Annotated in this window: 14 protein-coding genes; 10 read left to right on the top strand and 4 right to left on the bottom strand. The window is 71.1% G+C overall.

Annotation, left to right across the window (positions count from 1 at the left end):
- Positions 1 to 74: 74 nt before the first annotated feature.
- Positions 75 to 2,561 (bottom strand): glycoside hydrolase family 3 protein, encoded by a 2,487-nt coding sequence (locus tag ACFYW7_RS03050; protein ID WP_389497239.1) that lies wholly within the window; start codon positions 2,559 to 2,561, stop codon positions 75 to 77.
- 331 nt (positions 2,562 to 2,892) lie between these two features.
- Here ACFYW7_RS03050 and ACFYW7_RS03045 point away from each other — a divergent pair, with 331 nt between their 5' ends.
- Positions 2,893 to 4,200, top strand: coding sequence for a pyroglutamyl peptidase (locus ACFYW7_RS03045; RefSeq protein ID WP_389497238.1), 1,308 nt, complete (start codon positions 2,893 to 2,895; stop codon positions 4,198 to 4,200).
- A 127-nt stretch (positions 4,201 to 4,327) separates the two neighbouring features.
- Here ACFYW7_RS03045 and ACFYW7_RS03040 read toward each other — a convergent pair whose 3' ends face one another.
- Positions 4,328 to 5,176 carry an EI24 domain-containing protein gene (locus ACFYW7_RS03040; RefSeq protein WP_389497237.1) on the bottom strand — a complete coding sequence of 283 codons (849 nt, stop codon included), beginning with the start codon at positions 5,174 to 5,176 and terminating at the stop codon, positions 4,328 to 4,330.
- A gap of 255 nt (positions 5,177 to 5,431) precedes the next feature.
- Complete coding sequence (locus ACFYW7_RS03035; protein WP_389497236.1) at positions 5,432 to 6,454, bottom strand: NADP-dependent oxidoreductase; 1,023 nt, start codon at positions 6,452 to 6,454, stop codon at positions 5,432 to 5,434.
- A 130-nt stretch (positions 6,455 to 6,584) separates the two neighbouring features.
- Here ACFYW7_RS03035 and ACFYW7_RS03030 point away from each other — a divergent pair, with 130 nt between their 5' ends.
- A complete protein-coding gene (locus tag ACFYW7_RS03030; protein ID WP_389497235.1) occupies positions 6,585 to 7,034 on the top strand; it encodes a MarR family winged helix-turn-helix transcriptional regulator in 450 nt (149 codons plus the stop codon).
- 340 nt (positions 7,035 to 7,374) lie between these two features.
- Here ACFYW7_RS03030 and ACFYW7_RS03025 read toward each other — a convergent pair whose 3' ends face one another.
- Positions 7,375 to 8,118, bottom strand: coding sequence for a hypothetical protein (locus ACFYW7_RS03025; RefSeq protein WP_389497234.1), 744 nt, complete (start codon positions 8,116 to 8,118; stop codon positions 7,375 to 7,377).
- Positions 8,119 to 8,371: 253 nt separating this feature from the next.
- Between ACFYW7_RS03025 and ACFYW7_RS03020 the strand changes: the two genes are divergently transcribed.
- The 8 genes from ACFYW7_RS03020 (at position 8,372) to ACFYW7_RS02985 (ending at position 18,768) form a co-directional block, all read left to right on the top strand.
- On the top strand, positions 8,372 to 9,529 hold the full coding sequence (locus tag ACFYW7_RS03020) for a mandelate racemase/muconate lactonizing enzyme family protein (RefSeq protein ID WP_389497233.1): 1,158 nt from the start codon (positions 8,372 to 8,374) through the stop codon (positions 9,527 to 9,529).
- Complete coding sequence (locus tag ACFYW7_RS03015) at positions 9,526 to 10,530, top strand: zinc-binding dehydrogenase (protein WP_389497232.1); 1,005 nt, start codon at positions 9,526 to 9,528, stop codon at positions 10,528 to 10,530. The genes ACFYW7_RS03020 and ACFYW7_RS03015 overlap by 4 nt, the downstream gene beginning before the upstream one ends.
- Before the next feature lie 119 nt (positions 10,531 to 10,649).
- A complete protein-coding gene (locus ACFYW7_RS03010) occupies positions 10,650 to 11,618 on the top strand; it encodes a hypothetical protein (protein ID WP_389497231.1) in 969 nt (322 codons plus the stop codon).
- Between the two features lie 133 nt (positions 11,619 to 11,751).
- Positions 11,752 to 12,870: a multiple monosaccharide ABC transporter substrate-binding protein gene (gene chvE, locus ACFYW7_RS03005; RefSeq protein WP_389498538.1), complete on the top strand. Its 1,119-nt coding sequence runs from the start codon at positions 11,752 to 11,754 to the stop codon at positions 12,868 to 12,870.
- Positions 12,871 to 12,902: 32 nt separating this feature from the next.
- Entirely contained in the window at positions 12,903 to 14,453 is a 1,551-nt protein-coding gene (mmsA, locus tag ACFYW7_RS03000) for a multiple monosaccharide ABC transporter ATP-binding protein (RefSeq protein ID WP_328668873.1), read from the top strand.
- The gene (gene mmsB, locus ACFYW7_RS02995) at positions 14,450 to 15,694 is read left to right on the top strand and encodes a multiple monosaccharide ABC transporter permease (RefSeq protein WP_389497230.1); all 1,245 of its coding nucleotides are present in this window, start codon (positions 14,450 to 14,452) and stop codon (positions 15,692 to 15,694) included. The genes mmsA and mmsB overlap by 4 nt, the downstream gene beginning before the upstream one ends.
- 54 nt (positions 15,695 to 15,748) lie before the next feature.
- Positions 15,749 to 16,894: an aldose epimerase family protein gene (locus tag ACFYW7_RS02990; protein WP_389497229.1), complete on the top strand. Its 1,146-nt coding sequence runs from the start codon at positions 15,749 to 15,751 to the stop codon at positions 16,892 to 16,894.
- Between the two features lie 185 nt (positions 16,895 to 17,079).
- Positions 17,080 to 18,768: an aminotransferase class I/II-fold pyridoxal phosphate-dependent enzyme gene (locus ACFYW7_RS02985; protein ID WP_389497228.1), complete on the top strand. Its 1,689-nt coding sequence runs from the start codon at positions 17,080 to 17,082 to the stop codon at positions 18,766 to 18,768.
- The last annotated feature ends 506 nt before the right edge of the window (positions 18,769 to 19,274 follow it).

Below are 19,274 nucleotides of genomic sequence, written 5' to 3'. Positions count from 1 at the left end.
GCCCGCAACGAGGGAACGGCAAGCTCCGGTCCGGGTGTCAGGTACCGGACCGGAGCTGGTCGAGGGGGCGTCGCTCACGCCTCCACGATCGTGCTCAGACGGTAGTCCAAAAGGCTACGGCCTGCCCGGATCTCGTACGAACCCTTCACAAACGCCCACATGTCCGCCGCGGTGTCCCAGACCTCGAACGCGCGGCGCGGAAGTTCCACGACGGCCTCGGCGCTCTCCCCGGGCCCGGCCTCCACCCCCGCGAATCCGGCGAGTGCCCGGACGGGCCGCTCGGCGTCGGGTCCCACCGGCGCGAGGTAGACCTGGACGACCTCGCGCCCGGCGCGCTCACCGCGGTTGCGGACGCGGACACGGACACGGACGGTGTCGTTGGTGGTGCCGTCCTCGCCCTCGACCTCGATCGACTCGTACGTCCAGTCGGTGTAGCCGAGACCGTGCCCGAAGGGGTACGAGGGGGTCCTGCCCGCCCTGTCCCAGGCGCGGTAGCCGATGAAGACGTCCTCGGCGTAAGGGAGTTCGCCGTCGGCCGGACGGACCCGGGTGACCGGGGCGTCGGCGAGGGGGCCCCAGGTGGTGGGGAGGCGGCCGCCCGGCTCGTGGACACCCGTGAGGACGTCGGCGAGGGCCGCGCCGCCCTCCTGGCCCGGGAACCAGCCGAGGAGCACCGCCGCGACCTCGTCGCGCCACGGGAGTTCCACCGGTGAGCCGGAGTTGACGACCACGACGGTGTTCGGGTTGGCGGCGGCGACGGCGTGCACCAGCGCGTCCTGCCGGCCCGGGAGCCTCAGGTCCGCCCGGTCGAAGCCCTCCGACTCGACGCGGTCGGTGGTGGCGACCACGACGACGACGGTGTCGGCGGCGCGGGCCGCCTCGACGGCCTCGGCGATCAGCTCGTCCGGGTCACGCACGGGCTCCCGGTGGGCGAGCGAGAAACCGACGACCGTCGTCGCGGCGCCCTCGGGGAACACGACGGCGTGGGTGAGGGAGACCTCGACCGGTTCGCCCGCGGTGAGTTCGGCCTCGCCGCGGGGCACCGGGGCGCCGAAGAAGGTCACGAAGGGGTCGTCCCGGTCGGCGCTCTGGACGTCGTCGAAGTACGTCGTGCCGTCGACGGTGAGGGTGAACGCGCCGAGGCCCTTGATGCCGAAGGTGTGCCGGCCGCTGTCACGCGGGGTGAAGGTGCCGGTGAGTTCGACGGTGTGGAGGATGTCGGGGGTGACGCCCTCGGGCAGGTCGTCGCCCATCCATTTGATGGTGCCGTTCGGGGCCGAGCCGCTGCCGATGATCTCGCCGGCCGCGTCGCGGCAGACCGCGCGCAGGACGAACCCCTTGTCGGCTACGGGGAGTTCCACGTCCGGGTCTGCGCCGACGGCGTACGTGAGGGAGCCCTCCGGCAGGGCCGCGGCGAGACCGTCGAGGGGCGAGACGATCCGGGCGGGGAAGACGGTGGCGGAGCCGCCCCCCTGGACGCGGGCGTCACGGGCGGCGGCTCCGACGAGGGCCACCCGGTGGCCGGCGGCGAGCGGCAGGGCGCCCTCGTTGCGGACGAGCACGAAGGAGCGGCGGGCGATCTCGCGGGCCAGCGCCCGGCCGTCCACGGTCCTGGGCGGCTCGGTCACGACCGGCTCGGCGCCCGCCAGGACGCCGACGCGGGCGGCGAGGCGGAGCACGTTGCGCACGGCCGCGTCGACCGCGGCCTCCGCCACCTCGCCGGCCCGTACGGCGGCGGCGAGCGGTGCGCCGTAGACGGTCCGGGGGCCGGGCATGGCGACGTCGAGTCCGCCCTCGATCGCGGCGCGGGTGGAGCGGGCGGCCGACCAGTCGGAGACGTTGAAGCCGTCGAACCCCCACGCGCCGCGCAGGACCTCGTTCACCAGGTGGTGGTGCTCGGTCATGGTCGTGCCGTTGACCGAGTTGTAGGCGGTCATGACACCCCAGGGACGGGCGTTCTCGACGATGGCCTCGAAGGGGGCCAAGTACAGCTCGCGCAGGGCCCGTTCGGAGACGAGGTTGTTCGCGGTGAAGCGGTCGGTCTCGGCGTCGTTCGCCACGAAGTGCTTGACGGTGGTGCCGACTCCGCCGGACTGCACGCCCCGGACGTAGCCGCCGCCGATCGCGCCGGTGAGGAGCGGGTCCTCGCTGTAGGCCTCGAAGTGACGGCCGCCGAGCGGTGAGCGGTGCAGGTTGACGGTGGGGGCCAGCAGGACGTGGACGCCCTTGCGGCGGGCCTCCTGGGCGAGCAGGACCCCGGCGCGGCGTGCCAGGTCCGGGTCCCAGGTGGCGGCGAGCGCGGTGGGCGAGGGGAGCGCGACGGAGGGGTCGTCGGAGGTCCAGCGGACGCCCCGGACGCCGATCGGGCCGTCGGACATGACCAGGGACTCCAGCCCGATCTCGGGGAGCGCGGGCAGGGTCCACATGTCCTGGCCGGACAGCAGCCGGGCCTTCGCGTCCAGGTCGAGCGCGGCGAGGGCCGCCTCGACGACCGCCTCACGGGCCGTCTCGGCCTCGGCCCGGGCCGCCGCGTTCTTCCGGCCGCTCGCTGTGTCCGCCATACCGGCACCTCCTCGTAGAAAGCCGTCGGGCTGCGCCCCTCCATCCTGCATCGGTTGCCCCCCGAACGGTCGGCGCCGTGAGCCGGGCGCGGGGAACCGCGCGGCGGGCGACGGTCGTTCCCGGCCGTCTGGGCGGGCGCCGGAGGCCGGGACCGGCCGGCGCCGGAGGCCGGGACCGGCAGGTGCCGGGAGGCGACGGGTGGCGTCCCCGGCCCGTCCAACAGCCGTCGTCCTTCGGCCACTTCCGTCACGCGCCGTGGCGTGGGCCCCCTTCGTCACGGGATACTGCCGCGGCCCGGCAGCCCTCACTCGACGGAAGGCCCGAACTCCCTTGACTTGGTTACCCGTTCGGATCTGCGTTCTCGGACTCGCCCTGCTGGCGGGGCTCTCCGCGACACCGGCCCAGGCGGCGACCGTCGCCGAGACGCCCACGGTCGAGGAGCGGCGGCTGGACGGGGCGGCGCCCCGGGAGATCCTGCGGCGCTCCGGATTCGACGCGGTCGCACCGGAGTTCCTGCGCGCGCTGGACAGGGCCCGGTCGTACGCGCAGGCCGAGCGGATCGTGACACGGCAGGGCGCGCGGCTCTGGCGGCGGGCGGTCGACCGGGCGCAGGGCCGGGGCCCGGCGGGCGGGGATCTGAGCCGGGACGACGACCGGCCGCTGTACTGGGCACGGCTCGGCATGACCCGCGAAGTACGCCTGTGGGAACCCGGGTTCGGGCTGACCGCGGCCGGACGCGCCCGCCTGATCGACGACTTGGAGCGGAACTCGCGCGGCCAGACCTCCGTGCGCTTTCCGCCGCGCGAGGCGATGCGGCGCGTTCTGGTCACCGGGTTCGACCCGTTCACGCTCGACCGCGACATCCGGACCTCCAACCCGTCCGGGGCGACCGCGCTCGCCCTCGACGGCACCACGATCCGGACGGCGGACGGTCCGGCCCGCGTGGAGACCGTCGTCTTCCCGGTCCGCTGGCGGGACTTCACCGGTGGCGCCGCCGGGACGTCCGGCACCGGGGAGGGCACGGTGGAACGGACCCTGCGGCCCCTCCTCCCGCGGGTGGACCTGTTCGCGACGGTCAGCCAGGGGCGCGTGGGCCGGTTCGACGTGGAGCGGACCAACGGGGCCTGGCGGGGCGGCTTCCCGGACAACGAGAACGTCTCCGTGACCGGGACCGTCCCGGTCAGCGACCCGGCCTCGCAGCCCCAGTGGACGTCGACGACCCTGCCGTACGCGGAGATCGCCGCCGCGCGGACGGGCCGTTTCCCGGTCTACGACCACACCTCGGTGACCGAGATCCCGGCGGGCTCGGCCGATCCCGTCGTACGTCCCGACGGACCGACCCCGGGTTCGCGGGCCCGGGCGGGCGGTGGCGGGGACTACCTGTCGAACGAGATCGCCTACCGGGCGACGCTGCTGCGCGACCGTCTCGGCCTGGGTGTCGGCCTGCCCGGCGGCCATGTCCACACACCGGTACTGCAGTTCGGTCCGGGCAACACGGACCCGGCCACCGGGACGGTGACGGACTCCGAGTTCGTGCGCAACCGTCTCGACATCATCGCCCAGGTACGGGAGATCCTGATCGTGGCGGCGGACACGGCCTCCCCGGCCGGCGGAGGGACGGGGCCGACGCGAGGGTGACGCCGGGCCCCGCGGGGAGGGGCCGATCACCCCGTTCGGAGCCTTCCCGCCGCGCGATCGTCCGTGCGGGACGGCCGGGAGCGTGACGGCAGCGGCAGCGGCAGCGGCAGCAACGGTCGGGCCTCGGTCAGGAGGTGGCCCGCCGGCGCTCACCGGCGACCGGCTCGGGATCCGTTCCGAGGTCCACGCCGGAGGTCGTTCCGGGGTCCTCGGCGTCGCCGCCCTCGCCGATCTCCTCGCCGAGCAGGTCGCGGGCCATCAGCGTGGCGCCCGCGACGGCTCCCGGCATCAGGAAGACCGCGACGAACGGGACGAGGAAGGCGAGGCCCAGCGGGGTGCCGAAGCCCCACACCAGCGTCTTGCGGGAGCGGAGCAGGGCGAGGCGCTCCCGGAGGTCGACACGGCGGCGCTGGAGGGCGACGGCGACGAGTTCCTCGGTGAGGAAGAAGCCGGTGACGAAGAAGCCGAGCACCGGGACGACGGTCTGGCCGACGAGCGGGACGAAGCCGAGCGCGAAGAGGAGGATTCCCCACACGAGGGCCCGCGCGAGGATCCGGAGGCTGTCCCGCCCGGAGATCCACAGCTCGCGCCAGAGCGGCAGTCCCGACTCGGGGGCCGTGCCGTCCGGGGAGACGTCGCGGTCGACCCGTTCGGAGAGGCTCTCGTAGAAGGGCTGGCCTATGAGCAGGGTGACGGCCGTGAAGGTGAGGACGGCCAGGAGAAGGGCGAGCGCGAAGAGCACGGCGGTGAGGAAGCCGCGGAAGAGGCCGGACCAGGGACGGGACCAGTCGTCCGCGAAGGGCGTCGCCCAGGTGACGAAGCCCTCCCCGTACACGCCGAGGGCGACCAGGGCCGCCGCGTAGAGCACGAGCGTGATGAGCCCGGGCAGCAAACCGAACCCGTAGCTCTTCCCGTGCCGGGCCACCCATCGCTGGCCCCGCAACAAGTAGCCGAAACCCACCCCAAGATCGCGCATGGGGGAACCATATCGGGGCCCCGCGGCGGTCCGCATCGGACCGGACGTCGGCGGTGACGTACGGGGGGGGCGGAGACGGTGGCGAGGAGGGTCAGGGTGAGGGGGCGGTGACACCGGGGGCGGTGACACCGGGGGCCGTGGCACCGGAGGGCGTGGCGGTGGCGGCCCGGTGGGAACCGGCCCGCGACCCGGCCTCGTGGGACCGTCCGCCCGGACGCGGCGGGCGGCCCCACGAGGCCGGAGATCGACCGGGCGTCAGAGCTTGACGATCATCTTTCCGATGTTGTCGCCGCGCAGGACGCCGAAGAACGCCTCCACGTTGTTCTCGATGCCCTCGACGACCGTCTCGGCGTACTTCAGCTCACCGGAGCGGACCCAGGCGCCGACCTCCTGGACGAACTCCGGCTGGAGGTCGTACTGGTCGCCGACCAGGAAGCCCTGGATGCGGCCGCGGGTCTGGATCAGCCGGGCCAGGTTCCTGGGGCCGGCAACGGGCTCGGTGCTGTTGTAGACGGAGATCATGCCGCAGACGGCGATGCGGCCGTCCCGGTTCAGCGAGCCGATGGCCGCCTCCAGGTGGTCACCGCCCACGTTGTCGAAGTAGACGTCGATACCGTCCGGCGCGGCCTCACGGAGCTGCTGGCTCACCGGGCCGTTCTTGTAGTTGAAGGCCGCGTCGAAGCCGTACTCCTCGACCAGCAGCTTCACCTTCTCGTCGGACCCGGCGGAGCCGATCACCCGCGAGGCGCCCTTGAGCTTGGCGATCTGGCCCACCTGGCTGCCGACGGCACCCGCGGCGCCGGAGACGAAGACGGAGTCGCCCTCCTTGAAGGAGGCGGTGCGCAGGAGCCCGGCGTAGGCGGTGAGGCCGGTCATCCCGAGGACGCCGAGGTACGTCGACAGCGGGGCGGCCTGCGGGTCCACCTTGACGGCCTGCTTGGCGTCCACGACGGCGTACTCGCGCCAGCCGAGGAAGTGCAGGACGTGGTCGCCGACGGCGATGCCCTCGGCGTTCGAGGCGACGACCTCGCCGACCGCGCCGCCCTGCATGGTCTTGCCCAGCTCGAAGGGCGCGACGTACGACTTGGCGGCGCTCATGCGGCCGCGCATGTACGGGTCGACGGACACGTACGCGTTCCGCACCAGGACCTCGCCCGGCCCCGGCTGCCGGATCTCCTCCTCCACGAGGGCGAAGTCCTCGGCCTTCGGCCAGCCGACCGGACGGGCGGCCAGGTGCCATGCGCGGTTGACGGCGGGGAGCTGGGGGGTCTCGGACATGAGGGTGCGCCTTTCACGGTGACGGGCGAGCGGCTCTGGTGTTGAGCATCGGAAGCAAGTACTTCACTACCTGAAACAACCATGCGCCTGAATATTTCATGATGTCAAGTAACGCGGTAGGCTCGGAGGCATGGCCACCCACAAGAGACCACGGATCGACCCTCTGACCATGGAGGTCGTCGAGCTGATCGGCACGGTCGTGGCCCGCTACCACGACGAGTACGAGGACGCCGCCGCCGAGCACGCCCTCACCGGCGCGCAGGCGCGCCTGCTGAGCCTGCTCTCGCTGGAGCCGCTTCCGATGCGGCGCCTGGCGCAGCAGCTGAAGTGCGAGCCGTCGAACGTCACGGGCATCGTGGACCGGCTGGAGGTGCGGGGGCTGGTCGAACGGCGCCCCGACCCGGCGGACCGCCGGGTGAAACTGGCCGCGGCGACCACGGAGGGCCGCAGGGTCGCCGGGGGGCTGCGCGACTCGCTGGACTTCGCCCGCGAACCCCTCGCGGAGCTCTCGGACGAGGAGCGGCTGACCCTGCGCGACCTGCTGCGCCGCATGCTGGGCACGGAGTCCGGCGGCACCTGAGGGCACCCGCCGGGGGCGGAGCCACGCCGGCACCGGGCGCCGCCGCCGACACCCGACGGCGCGCCGCGCCGGGCACGCGGGGCGTGGTGTCCGGCAGGCGGGCCGGCACTCCCGGGCGGCGGCCGACCCGGTCCGCGGCTCCTCGCCGCGCGGGACCGGCGCGGCGTGTCGCGGACCGGCATCGCGGACGGGAACGTATCGGGAACGGGAACCGGAACGTCTCAGGGCGCGGGAGCGGAGCGCCGCCTCACGGGCGTAGGGGCCATGGTGCGTCGGCCCGTCGCGTTCACGGCAGGGCAGATCCGGGGTCGGTTCCGGCGCCGTGCCGAGGCGGCGTGCGTCAGCTGCACCACCACAGGATGCGACTGCACGTCTCCGAGGGCGAGGGGCCAGGCGCGGAGGCCGAGCTCGTCGGTGCCGTCGTGGCGGTCGGAGAGGTCCTGGGGGACGAGGAGGTGGCCGGCGCCGAGGCGTTCCGCCCCGGGAGCGTCTTCGAGGTCGCCGGCCGATCGTCGTCGGCGCCCTTCCCGCTCGTCGCCGAGGCGGAAGCGGAGGCCGAGCCGGAGGCGGAGGCGGAGACCGACGCCGACGGGTCGGACGTACCCGTGGCCGAGGCGCTTGCCGCGCCGGAGGGACTGCTCCTCGGATGCGAGGCCTTCCCCGTCTCCGAGGCGGAACCGTCCGCCGACTCGTCCGCGACCGAGGTGGGCCGGGGGCTCAACCCCGGTGCGTCGATGCCGAGTTCGGCGAGACTCAGACCGGCGGCCGCGAGCACGAAGCCCACGGCGACGAACAGGGTGCGGCGGCGCCGGCGACGGTGCGCGGCGGCCTTGCGGTCGCGACGGCTGGAACCGCCGGGGGTTTCGGCGCCCTGCGGTCCGCCCGGACTCCCGGCACCCCGGCCCCGCCCACGACCGCGGGCGGCCCGCCCGGCGCGCCCCTCGGCGCCGTCCTCGCCGTCGTCCGGCTCCGAGCGCGCTTCGGCGTCCTCCGGGCCCACGTCGAGTTCGTCGACCGGAGTGCCGCACCCAGGACAGGCGAGGGCGCCGTTGAGGTGCCGTCGGCACGCTTGGCAGTAGTCCATGACGCGGGAAGACTAGGGTCACCGCCGGTAACGTTCCTAGGGGTAGTTGTGAAAGTTGTGTGCGGAATCCAGGATTCCGCTACGTCGGACCCCGACACCCCGGACCATTCCGCACCATCTCGCGCCCATCGCGCCGAAACCGTTATGCGTCCGACCCATTGACACCCCCGGGGAAGCGTCCTTACTGTCACGCCAGCATTTCGAACGTATGACGAAATTTCGAACAGAGCCGAAAGCACAGGGGGCATCTGCCGTGCGCATCACGGGAATCACCACACACGTGGTCGGGACACCCTGGAGGAACCTGACCTACGTCCAGGTGCACACCGACGAGGGCATCACCGGGGTCGGCGAGACCCGCATGCTGGGCCACACCGACGCGCTGGTCGGCTATCTGCGCGAGGCCGAGGCCAACCACATTCTCGGCTCCGACCCGTTCGCCGTCGAGGACCTGGTCCGCCGGATGAAGTACGGCGACTACGGGCGGGCCGGCGAGATCGTGATGTCCGGTATCGCCGTCGTCGAGATGGCCTGCTGGGACATCAAGGGCAAGGCCCTCGGGGTGCCGGTCTGGCAGCTGCTCGGCGGCAAGGTCACCGACAAGGTCAAGGCGTACGCCAACGGCTGGTACACCACCGAACGGACCCCGGAGGCCTACCACAAGGCCGCCCAGGAGGTCGTCGCGCGGGGCTACAAGGCCCTCAAGATCGACCCCTTCGGCACCGGGCACTTCGAGCTGGACCACGAGGCCACGCTCTACTCGGTGTCGCTCATCGAGGCGGTGCGCGACGCGATCGGGCCCGAGACCGAGCTGATGCTGGAGATGCACGGCCGCTTCTCGCCGTCCACCGCCGTCCGCCTCGCCCGCGAGCTCGCGCCCTTCAAGCCCGCGTGGCTGGAGGAGCCGGTGCCGCCGGAGAACCTCAAGGCGCTGGAGAAGGTGGCGGCCAAGGTCGACATCCCGGTCGCCACGGGTGAGCGGATCCACGACCGCGTCGAGTTCCGCGAACTCTTCGAGAGCCAGGCCGTCGACATCATCCAGCCCGACGTCGGTCACATCGGCGGCATCTGGGAGACCCGGAAGCTCGCCGCGACCGCCGAGGCCCACTACGTCCTGGTCGCGCCGCACAACGTCGGCGGCCCGGTCCTGACCGCCGCCTCCCTCCAGGTCGGCTTCACCTCGCCGAACTTCAAGATCCTGGAGCACTTCAACGACTTCGCGGACGCGGAGATCAAGAAGATCGTGAAGGGCGCCCCGCAGGTCGTGGACGGCTACTTCGAGCTGTCCCACGAGCCCGGTCTCGGCGTCGAGCTGGACGTCGAGGCGGCGGCCGAGTTCCCGCAGCAGCAGGCCCGGTTCGACCTGTGGGCCGACGGCTGGGAGCAGCGCAAGCCCAAGGGGGCCAAGTGAGCAGCGCGGTCGTCGTCGAGGGACCGGGCGAACACCGGCTGGTCCCGCACGAGCCGCGGCGGCCCGCGGCGGGCGAGGCCCTCGTGCGGGTGCACGCGGTCGGCATCTGCGGCAGCGACCGCGAGGTGTACCAGGGCAACCGGCCCGAGGGGTACGTCCGCTACCCGCTGACCCCGGGGCACGAGTGGTCCGGGACCGTCGAGGAGGTCGGCGCCGGTGTCCCCCAGGCGCTGGTCGGCCGCAAGGTCGTCGGAGAGGGCTTCCGCAACTGCCAGGTCTGCGACCGTTGCCACGCGGGCGAGACGACGTTGTGCACGGCCGGGTACGAGGAGACCGGTTTCACCGAGCCCGGCGCGATGGCGAGCACGCTGACGCTCCCGGCACGGCTGCTCCACGTCCTGCCCGACGACGCCGATCTGACCGCCGCCGCCCTGCTGGAGCCGGCCGCCTGCATCGCGGCCGCCGCCCTCAAGGCGAACGCGCGGCCCGGTGAGCGCGTGGCCGTGGTGGGCACCGGAACGCTCGGGATGTTCGCCGTGCAGTTCCTGAGGGCGGGTTCCCCGGCCGAGCTGCTCGTGGTGGGCACCCGCCCGGACCGGGCGGCGCTGTCGAAGGAGTTCGGCGCCACCGGCTTCCGGACCAGGGACCAGGAACTGCCCGACGACTTCGACGTCGTCATCGAGACCGCCGGGTCCGCGTCCGCCGCGCGCACCGCCGCCTCCCTGCTGCGGCGCGGCGGGCGCCTGGTCCTCACGGGGATCCCGGCGCCGGGCGCCGAGGGTCTCGACCCGACCGATCTCGTCGTACGGCAGCTGGAGGTGCACACCGTGTTCGGGGCGCCCCCGGAGGCCTGGGCGCACACGGTGCGGGTGTTCGGCGCCGGTCTGCTGAACCCGTCGCCGCTGGTGACGCACGAGCTGCCGCTCGCCGCGTTCCCGGAGGCCATCGAGCTGGTGGGGTCCGGTGACCCCAAGGTCGGAAAGGTCCTGCTGAAGCCGTGACCGCGCGAGCCGTACGCCGGTCCGGGGTCTCCTGACGGCCCCCCGACCGGCGTACACCCGGCCCTCGCACACCCAAGGCCGCGAACCCCGCCCGAAATATCGAACATGAAGGACAGCTCGTGACCGACGCCTCCCCTAAGGCAGCCCGACGACCCGGTGAGCAGGCACTCGCCACGCTCGGCCTGGGCGCGCCCGCCCTCTCCCCCGCCGACGCCTCGCCGCACACCTTCCCCGGAGGCGGCCGCTGGCGCACCGAGGTCCCCTCCGTGGAGGGGCCCGAGGCGCTCGCCGTGGTCCTCAAGGAGTCCTCGCGGCTCGACGTGCCGATCCACCGCATCAGTCAGGGCAGCGGTGTCTGGATGCTGACCGACGCCGAGATCACCGAGATGGTCGAGGCCACCGCTGAACGCGACATCGAGCTCTGCCTGTTCACCGGCCCGCGCGGCACCTGGGACATCGGCGCCTCGGTCCGTACGGACTCGCGCGGCGGCGGGCTGCGCGCCCGCGGCCACGACGCGGTGGCCGGCTGCGTCGAGGACGCCGTCCGGGCGACCGCACTGGGCGTCAAGTGCCTGCTCGTCGCCGACGAGGGCGTGCTGTGGACGCTGCACCGGGCCCGGACGGCCGGGATCATCCCGGCCGACACCACCCTCAAGGTCTCGGCGCTGATCGGTCCGGTCAACCCGGCCTCGTACGCCGTGTACGAGAACCTCGGCGCCGACTCGGTGAACGTGCCGAGCGACATGACGCTCGGTCACCTCACCGAGATCCGGCGGGTCTCCGCCGCCCCCATGGACATGTACATCGAGGCCCCCGACGATCTCGGCGGGTACGTGCGGATGTACGAGGTCGCCGAGCTGATCCGGCGCGGCGCACCGCTCTATCTCAAGTTCGGGCTGTCCAAGACCCCCGGGATCTACCCGTACGGACACCACCTGCGGGACCTGACGCTGAGCACGGCCCGGGAGCGGGTGCGGCGCGGCCGGCTCGCCCTTGACCTGCTCGCACGGCACGGAGCGGACGGTGACATGGCGCCGCTGGGCACCCGTCTGCCCGGCGCTCTGAACCGGTTCGACACTCCCTCATAACGTTCGGACAAACCCCCTTCACAGAAGCCGACACAGTCGCGCACAATCCAACACACCTTCTCGGCCTTCCTCTCCACCCTCACGGAGCGTTCGAGTTCCGCGAGACCGAGCCCGGTCCAAGACATCAAGGATGATGATCATGCGTAACCGCAGAGCCGCCCTCACCGCCATAGCCGGAGCAGCCTCCCTCGCCCTCACCCTGTCCGCCTGCGGCCAGAACAGCGACGGCGGCAGCAAGGACAAGTCGGGGGACACCAAGGGCGCCACGATCGGCATCTCGATGCCGACGAAGTCCTCCGAGCGCTGGATCGGCGACGGCAACAACGTGGTCAAGGACCTTGAGGCCAAGGGCTACAAGACCAAGCTGGCCTTCGGTGAGGACGACCCCGACCAGCAGGTCTCGCAGATCGAGAACATGATCACGCAGGGTGTGAAGGCCCTGATCATCGCGGCCATCGACAACAAGTCGATGAACAACGTGCTCCAGCAGGCCGCCGACGCCAAGATCCCGGTGATCTCCTACGACCGCCTGATCCTCGGCACGAAGAACGTCGACTACTACGCGTCCTTCGACAACTCGAAGGTCGGCGAGCTCCAGGGCAACTACATCCTGCAGAAGCTCGGCCTCGCGGACGGCTCCAAGAAGGGCCCGTTCAACATCGAGCTCTTCGCCGGCTCGAACGACGACAACAACACGAAGTACTTCTTCGGCGGCGCGATGAAGGTCCTGCAGCCGTACATCGACAAGAAGCAGCTCGTCGTCAAGTCCGGCCAGACCGCGCTGAACCAGGTCACCACCCTGCGCTGGGACGGCGGCACCGCCCAGAAGCGCATGGACGACATCCTCACCTCGTCGTACAAGAGCGCCAAGGTCGACGCGGTGCTCTCGCCCTACGACGGCATCTCCATCGGCATCCTCTCCGCGCTGAAGTCGGACGACTACGGCTCCAAGAACAAGCCGCTGCCGATCGTCACCGGCCAGGACGCCGAACTCGCCTCGGTGAAGTCGATCATCGCGGACGAGCAGACGATGACCGTCTACAAGGACACCCGCGAGCTCGCGAAGGTCGCCGGGAGCATGGTCGACGCGGCGCTCAAGGGCAAGAAGCCCGAGCTCAACGACGAGAAGACGTACGACAACGGCACCAAGGTCGTCCCCGCCTACCTGCTCCAGCCGGTCGGCGTCGACAAGACCAACTACGAGAAGGAGCTCGTCACCACGGGCTACTACAAGGAAAGCGACCTCAAGTAACCGCCACCCCCTAGTGATTGGAAGGCACGACCATGGCGGGACCCGTCCTGGAAATGCGCTCGATCGTCAAGACCTTTCCCGGCGTCAAGGCGCTCTCGGACGTCACTCTGACCGTCCGGCAGGGCGAGGTCCACGCCATCTGCGGAGAGAACGGGGCCGGCAAGTCGACCCTGATGAAGGTGCTCTCCGGCGTTCACCCGAACGGCAGTTACGAAGGGGACATCCTCTTCGAGGGGGAGGTCTGCTCCTTCAAGGGCATCAGGGCCAGTGAGAACCACGGCATCGTGATCATCCACCAGGAACTGGCCCTGGTGCCCTACCTCTCCATCGCGGAGAACATCTTCCTCGGCAACGAGCACTCCACGCGCGGAATCATCAGCTGGACCGAGACGCTGCGGCACGCCTCCGAGCTGCTGCGGCGGGTCGGGCTCGACGAGAACCCGCAGACCCGCGTCGCCGACATCGGCGTGGGAAAGCAGCAGCTCGTCGAGATCGCGAAGGCGCTGTCGAAGAAGGTGAAACTGCTCATCCTGGATGAGCCGACGGCCGCCCTGAACGACGAGGACAGCGGCAAACTCCTTGACCTCATCCTGGAGTTGAAGGCTCAGGGCATCACCTCGATCATCATCTCGCACAAGCTGAACGAGATCGAGCGGGTCGCGGACTCGGTGACGATCCTGCGCGACGGGCGGACGATCGAGACTCTCGACGTGAAGGCCCCGGAGACCACCGAGGACCGGATCATCAGCGGCATGGTCGGCCGCGACCTCGAGCACCGCTTCCCGGAGCGGACACCGCACGAGCCCGAGGCGGGCGCGGCGCCCGCCCTGGAGATCCGCGACTGGACCGTGTTCCACCCGATCGACCAGCAGCGCAAGGTGGTCGACGACGTGTCGATCTCCGTGCGGCGCGGCGAGATCGTCGGGATCGCCGGACTCATGGGCGCCGGCCGCACCGAACTGGCGATGAGCGTCTTCGGGCGTTCCTACGGCCGGTACGCGGACGGCACGGTGCTCAGGGACGGCGAGGAGGTCCGTACGAAGACCGTGTCCGAAGCGGTGAAGCGCGGGATCGCGTACGTCACCGAGGACCGCAAGCACTACGGGCTCAACCTCATCGACACCATCAACCGCAACATCACGCTCAGCTCCCTGAACAAGGTGGCGAAGCGCGGTGTGGTCGACGAGCACGAGGAGCGGCAGGTCTCCGAGGGCTTCCGCACCTCCATGAACATCAAGGCTCCGACCGTCTTCGAGCCGGTGGGAAAGCTGTCCGGCGGCAACCAGCAGAAGGTCGTCCTCAGCAAGTGGATCTTCGCGGAGCCCGAGGTGCTGATCCTCGACGAGCCGACCCGCGGGATCGACGTAGGGGCCAAGTTCGAGATCTACACGGTCATCGACAGGCTGGCGGCCGAGGGCAAGGCGGTCGTCTTCATCTCCTCCGAGCTGCCGGAGCTGCTCGGAATGTGCGACCGCATCTACACGATGGCCGCGGGGCGGCTGACGGGTGAGTTCTCGCGGGCGGAAGCCTCGCAGGAAACGCTGATGCGCCAGATGACGAAGGACAAAGAGGTAACCCGATGAGCACGGATGTGACCGCCAAGACGCCGGCCCCGGCGCCGGCCGGCAAGAGCGGCTCGGACCCGGACGAGAGCCTGCTTCGGCTGCTGCTGGACGGCATGCGCCGCAACATGCGGCAGTACGGCATGCTGTTCGCCCTCGGTCTGATCGTGGTGCTGTTCGCCGTGTGGACCGGCGGGGACCTGCTGCTGCCGCGCAACGTCTCCAACCTGGTGCTGCAGAACAGCTACATCCTGATCCTCGCGATCGGCATGATGCTCGTCATCATCGCGGGCCACATCGACCTGTCGGTCGGCTCGCTCACGGCGTTCGTGGGCGCGGTGGGAGCCGTGCTGATGGTCAACCACGACATCCCCTGGCCCATAGCCCTGGTGTTGTGTCTGGCCATCGGCGCCGCGTCGGGCGCCGCGCAGGGCTTCCTCATCGCGTATCTCGGCATGCCGTCGTTCATCGTGACCCTGTCGGGCATGATGATCTTCCGCGGTATGACCGAGATCTTCCTCGAGGGGCAGACGATCGGCCCGTTCCCCGAGGGCCTGCAGAAGGTCGCCAACAGCTTCCTGCCCGAGGTCGGACCCACCACCAACTACCACAACCTCACGCTGCTGCTCGGCCTCGGCCTGATCGCGTTCGTGGTGCTCCAGGAGCTCCGCGACCGCAAGCGGCAGCAGGAGTACTCGCTCGAGGTCCTGCCGAAGAACCTCTTCCTGCTCAAGCTCGTCGCGCTGGTCGCCGCCGTGCTCACCGTCACCATGCTGCTCGCCAGCTACAAGGGTGCCCCGGTGGTCCTGCTGGTCCTCGGCGTCCTGGTCGCCGGTTTCGGCTACCTGATGCGCAACGCGGTCATCGGCCGGCACATCTACGCGATCGGCGGCAACCTTCCGGCGGCCAAGCTGTCGGGTGTGAAGGACAAGAAGGTCACCTTCCTGGTCTTCCTCAACATGGGCATGCTCGCCGCTCTCGCGGGCCTGGTCTTCGCGGCCCGCTTCAACGCGGCCTCGCCGAAGGCGGGTCTGAACTTCGAACTCGAAGCCATCGCGGCCTCGTTCATCGGCGGCGCGTCGATGAGTGGCGGCGTGGGCACGATCCTCGGCGCGATCATCGGTGGTCTCGTCCTGGGCGTGCTGAACAACGGTATGAACCTCGTCGGCATCGGCAGCGACTACCAGCTGGTCATCAAGGGATTCGTCCTGCTGGCCGCGGTCGGGTTCGACGTGTGGAACAAGCGCAAGGTCGGTTCGTAAGTCAGCCGGGGCCCCGCCGAACGGCGGGGCCCCCTCCATCTGGGCAGGAGCCGCATGGAAACGAGCAGACGTACGGTCATCGCAGCGGCGGCGGCAGCGGGATTAACCGCCGCCACCATCGGCACGGCGCACGCCTCGGGAGGCAGGAAGCCCGAGAGAGAGCTCTTCGGCAGGCTCGCCGACGGGACGAAGATCCACCGGTGGTCGCTGGAGAACGGCGGGACACGGCTCAAGGTCCTGTCGTACGGCGGAATCGTCCAGTCCCTGGAGACACCCGACCGGCACGGCCGGTACCGGAACGTCTCCCTGGGCTTCGACAACATCGAGGACTACGTCGCGAAGACGCCGTACTTCGGCGCCCTCATCGGCAGGTACGGCAACCGCATCGCCAAGGGACAGTTCACGCTCGACGGCAAGAGCCACCAGCTCTCCGTCAACGACGGCGTCAACAGCCTCCACGGCGGCACCAAGGGCTTCGACAAGAACGTCTGGGACGTGGAGGGCTTCACCTCCGGCTCCGACGTCGGACTCGTCCTGCACTACACGAGCATCGACGGCGAGATGGGTTATCCGGGCACGCTCCGGGCGAAGGTCACCTACACCCTGACCCGGCACGGCGACTGGCGCATCGACTACGAGGCCACCACCGACAAGGCCACCGTCGTCAACCTCACCAGCCACGTCTACTGGAACCTCGCCGGTGAGGGCAGCGGCTCGATCTACGACCACGAGCTGGAGATCGCGGCCGCCCGCTACACCCCCGTCGACTCGGGCCTGATCCCGACGGGCGAACTGGCCAAGGTGGCCGGCACCCCCTTCGACTTCCGCCGGACCAAGACCGTCGGCAGGGACATCCGGGTGGCGAACCAGCAGCTCCTGTACGGCAAGGGCATCGACCACAACTGGGCCCTCGACAAGGGCATCACGGCGAAGCCCCAGCACGTCGCGACGCTCCGCGACCCCTCCTCGGGCCGCACCCTGAGCATCGCGACGACCGAGCCGGGGCTCCAGTTCTACTCCGGCAACTTCCTCGACGGCACCCTGGTCGGCACCGGCGGGCACATCTACCGCCAGGGCGACGCGCTGTGCCTGGAGACCCAGCACTTCCCGGACTCCCCGAACCAGCCGTCGTTCCCCTCGACGGTGCTGCGTCCGGGGCAGACCTACCGGACCACCACGGTGCACTCGTTCGGCCCGTGACCGGGTGACCCGGTGACCGGACGACCGGCATTTCACAGCCGGTTCACAAAGTCGGCACGGTTTCTCATCGATTGAACAGCGCCACATCCGTATCCGTATGAGAAGGCGGCCCGTGCTCCCCCGCACGGGCCACCCAAAGACGGAGGGCCCGTCCTCCCCAGCGGGCTCGCCCATACGGAGGTTCCATGGCCGGCAACGTCACCTCGCTCTTTCGCGGCACCGCGGCGCACAGTCCGTCGATGGCCGCACTGACGCGGGAGGGCGACGGAGCGGGGCCCGTGGACTTCTGCATCCCGTGCAATCCGTATTTCCCCACCCCCGCGATGTTCGACGAACTCGCGGGCAGGTTGCGCGAGATCATCACCTATTACCCGAGCAGCGCCGACACGATCACCAGTGAGCTGTGTTCGCTGCTCCAACTTCCGCCGCAGTGCGTCGCGATGGGCAACGGTTCGACCGAACTCATCACATGGATCGATCACTTGCTGGTCCGTGAGTCCCTCGCGATACCCGTCCCCACGTTCGGCCGCTGGACCGACCAGCCGATGGAGACCGGCAAGCGGGTCGACATGTTCCCGCTCCAGGAGTCCACCGGTTTCGCGCTCGACCTCGCCGCGTACGCCAAGTTCATCCGCTCGCGCGGCACCAAGGTCGCCGTCATCTGCAACCCGAACAACCCCGACGGCGGCTTCCTGCCGCGCCAGTCCCTCATCCAGTTCATGGACGCGATGGCCGACCTGGACCTGATCGTCATCGACGAGTCGTTCCTGGAGTTCGCCGACGCCGAGTCCGAGCCGAGCGTGGTCGAGGACGCCGTGATGCGGCCGAACGTCATCGTGCTGCGCAGCCTCGGCAAGAACTTCGGCCTGCACGGCATCCGCTTCGGCTACATGGTCGCCAACCCCTCCCTGGCGGGCAAGGTCCGCTCGATGCTGCCGAAGTGGAACCTCAACTCCTTCGCGGAGACCGTGGTGTTCATGCTCAAGAACCACGGCAAGGAGTACATGGAGAGCCTGCACATGGTCCGCCGCGACCGGCTCGACATGGCCCGCCAGCTCTCCGCGCTGCCCGGTCTGACGATCTACCCCTCGCAGGGCAACTTCCTCTTCGTGCGCCTGCCCGTCGGCGCCGAGGGGACGGTGGTCCGGGACCGGCTGCTCACCGAGCACCGCATCCTGGTCCGCGAGTGCGGCAACAAGGTCGGTTCGTCCAGCCGCTTCCTGAGACTCGTGGTGCGTCCCCAGTCGGATGTGATCCGCCTGGTGTCCGGCCTGGAGCAGGTGCTCTACGGGTCCAGGAAGCAGGCGCCCGTCCCCGAGCTGAGCAACGGGGCCGGCTACGGCTCGGGCACCGCGATGGTGGACCGGCTCGTCGGCGGGACCAACGGGGCGGGGATGCCCGGGCTGGGCGCCCAGGCCAACGCCTGGCCCGGACAGCCCGCCCCGGCCCAGCCCGTCCCGCAGCCCGTCCTGCCGCCCGCTCAGCCCGCCCCGGCCGCGAGCTACCAGCAGCCCGTGGCGGCCGCGAACTACTCCGCCCCGCAGCCCGCGCCGGCCCCGGGCTACGCCACCCCGCAGCCCACTTCCTGGCCCGCCGCGGCCCCGGGCGCGATGCCCGCCCAGATGCCTCCCCTGGCCATGTCCGCCCCCGCCCAGCCCGTCCCGGCCCAGTCCGGCCCCGCCCAGCCCGCCGGACTTCAGCCGGCCGCCCAGACGGGCATGCCCGGCATGGCCGGCGCCGCCTCCATGGGCGCCCAGGGCGGCCTGACGGCGGCCCAGGTCAGGGGCAGGACCCAGCCCGAACCGCCGCCCCCTCCCCCGGCGGACAGCGGCTGGGGAGCCGTGGGCGCGATGCTGTACAACCAGGCCGGATAACAGGCCACCCACCTCGCCGGGCGGACACCCGGCGACAGGCCACGGGCCGGTCGCCGGGAACCACCCGTGCCCGGCGGCCGGAGCGCGGCGAACGCACGCCCGCGCCCGGCGCCGGACGTCACGGTCACCGAAGGACTGCCGCGCCACCGCCGGCACCCCGCCGGGACCGGGCACCACCTTGACGGCGCCGTCCGCCGTCCGCCTTCGCGGCACTGTTCGCCGCCCGCCCCCGCGATCCGCCCGCGCGCCTTCGCCCCGCCTCGCCCTCGTCCTCGCCCCCGCGCGTCGGGACGACCCGGCCGCGGGCCCGGGCACGTGCGGGACGCGGGACGCGGGCGACGGTCCGGCAGTCGCACCCCGTCCGTGCCCCGGTCGCCGGTCACCGCGCCCGTCGCGGCACGTCCGTCGCGGCACGCGGCGACCCGGCCCGATGTCCGCCGCCGGCCACCGGCACGGGCCCACCGGACCGCAGGCGGAACACCGGCCCGGGGACGGGCGTGCGACCT

This window comes from Streptomyces sp. NPDC002580 (assembly GCF_042889485.1).
GTDB lineage: Bacteria > Actinomycetota > Actinomycetes > Streptomycetales > Streptomycetaceae > Streptomyces.
The sequence above is the reverse complement of the archived record's forward strand: the minus strand, read 5'-3'. Positions and strand labels throughout refer to the sequence as shown.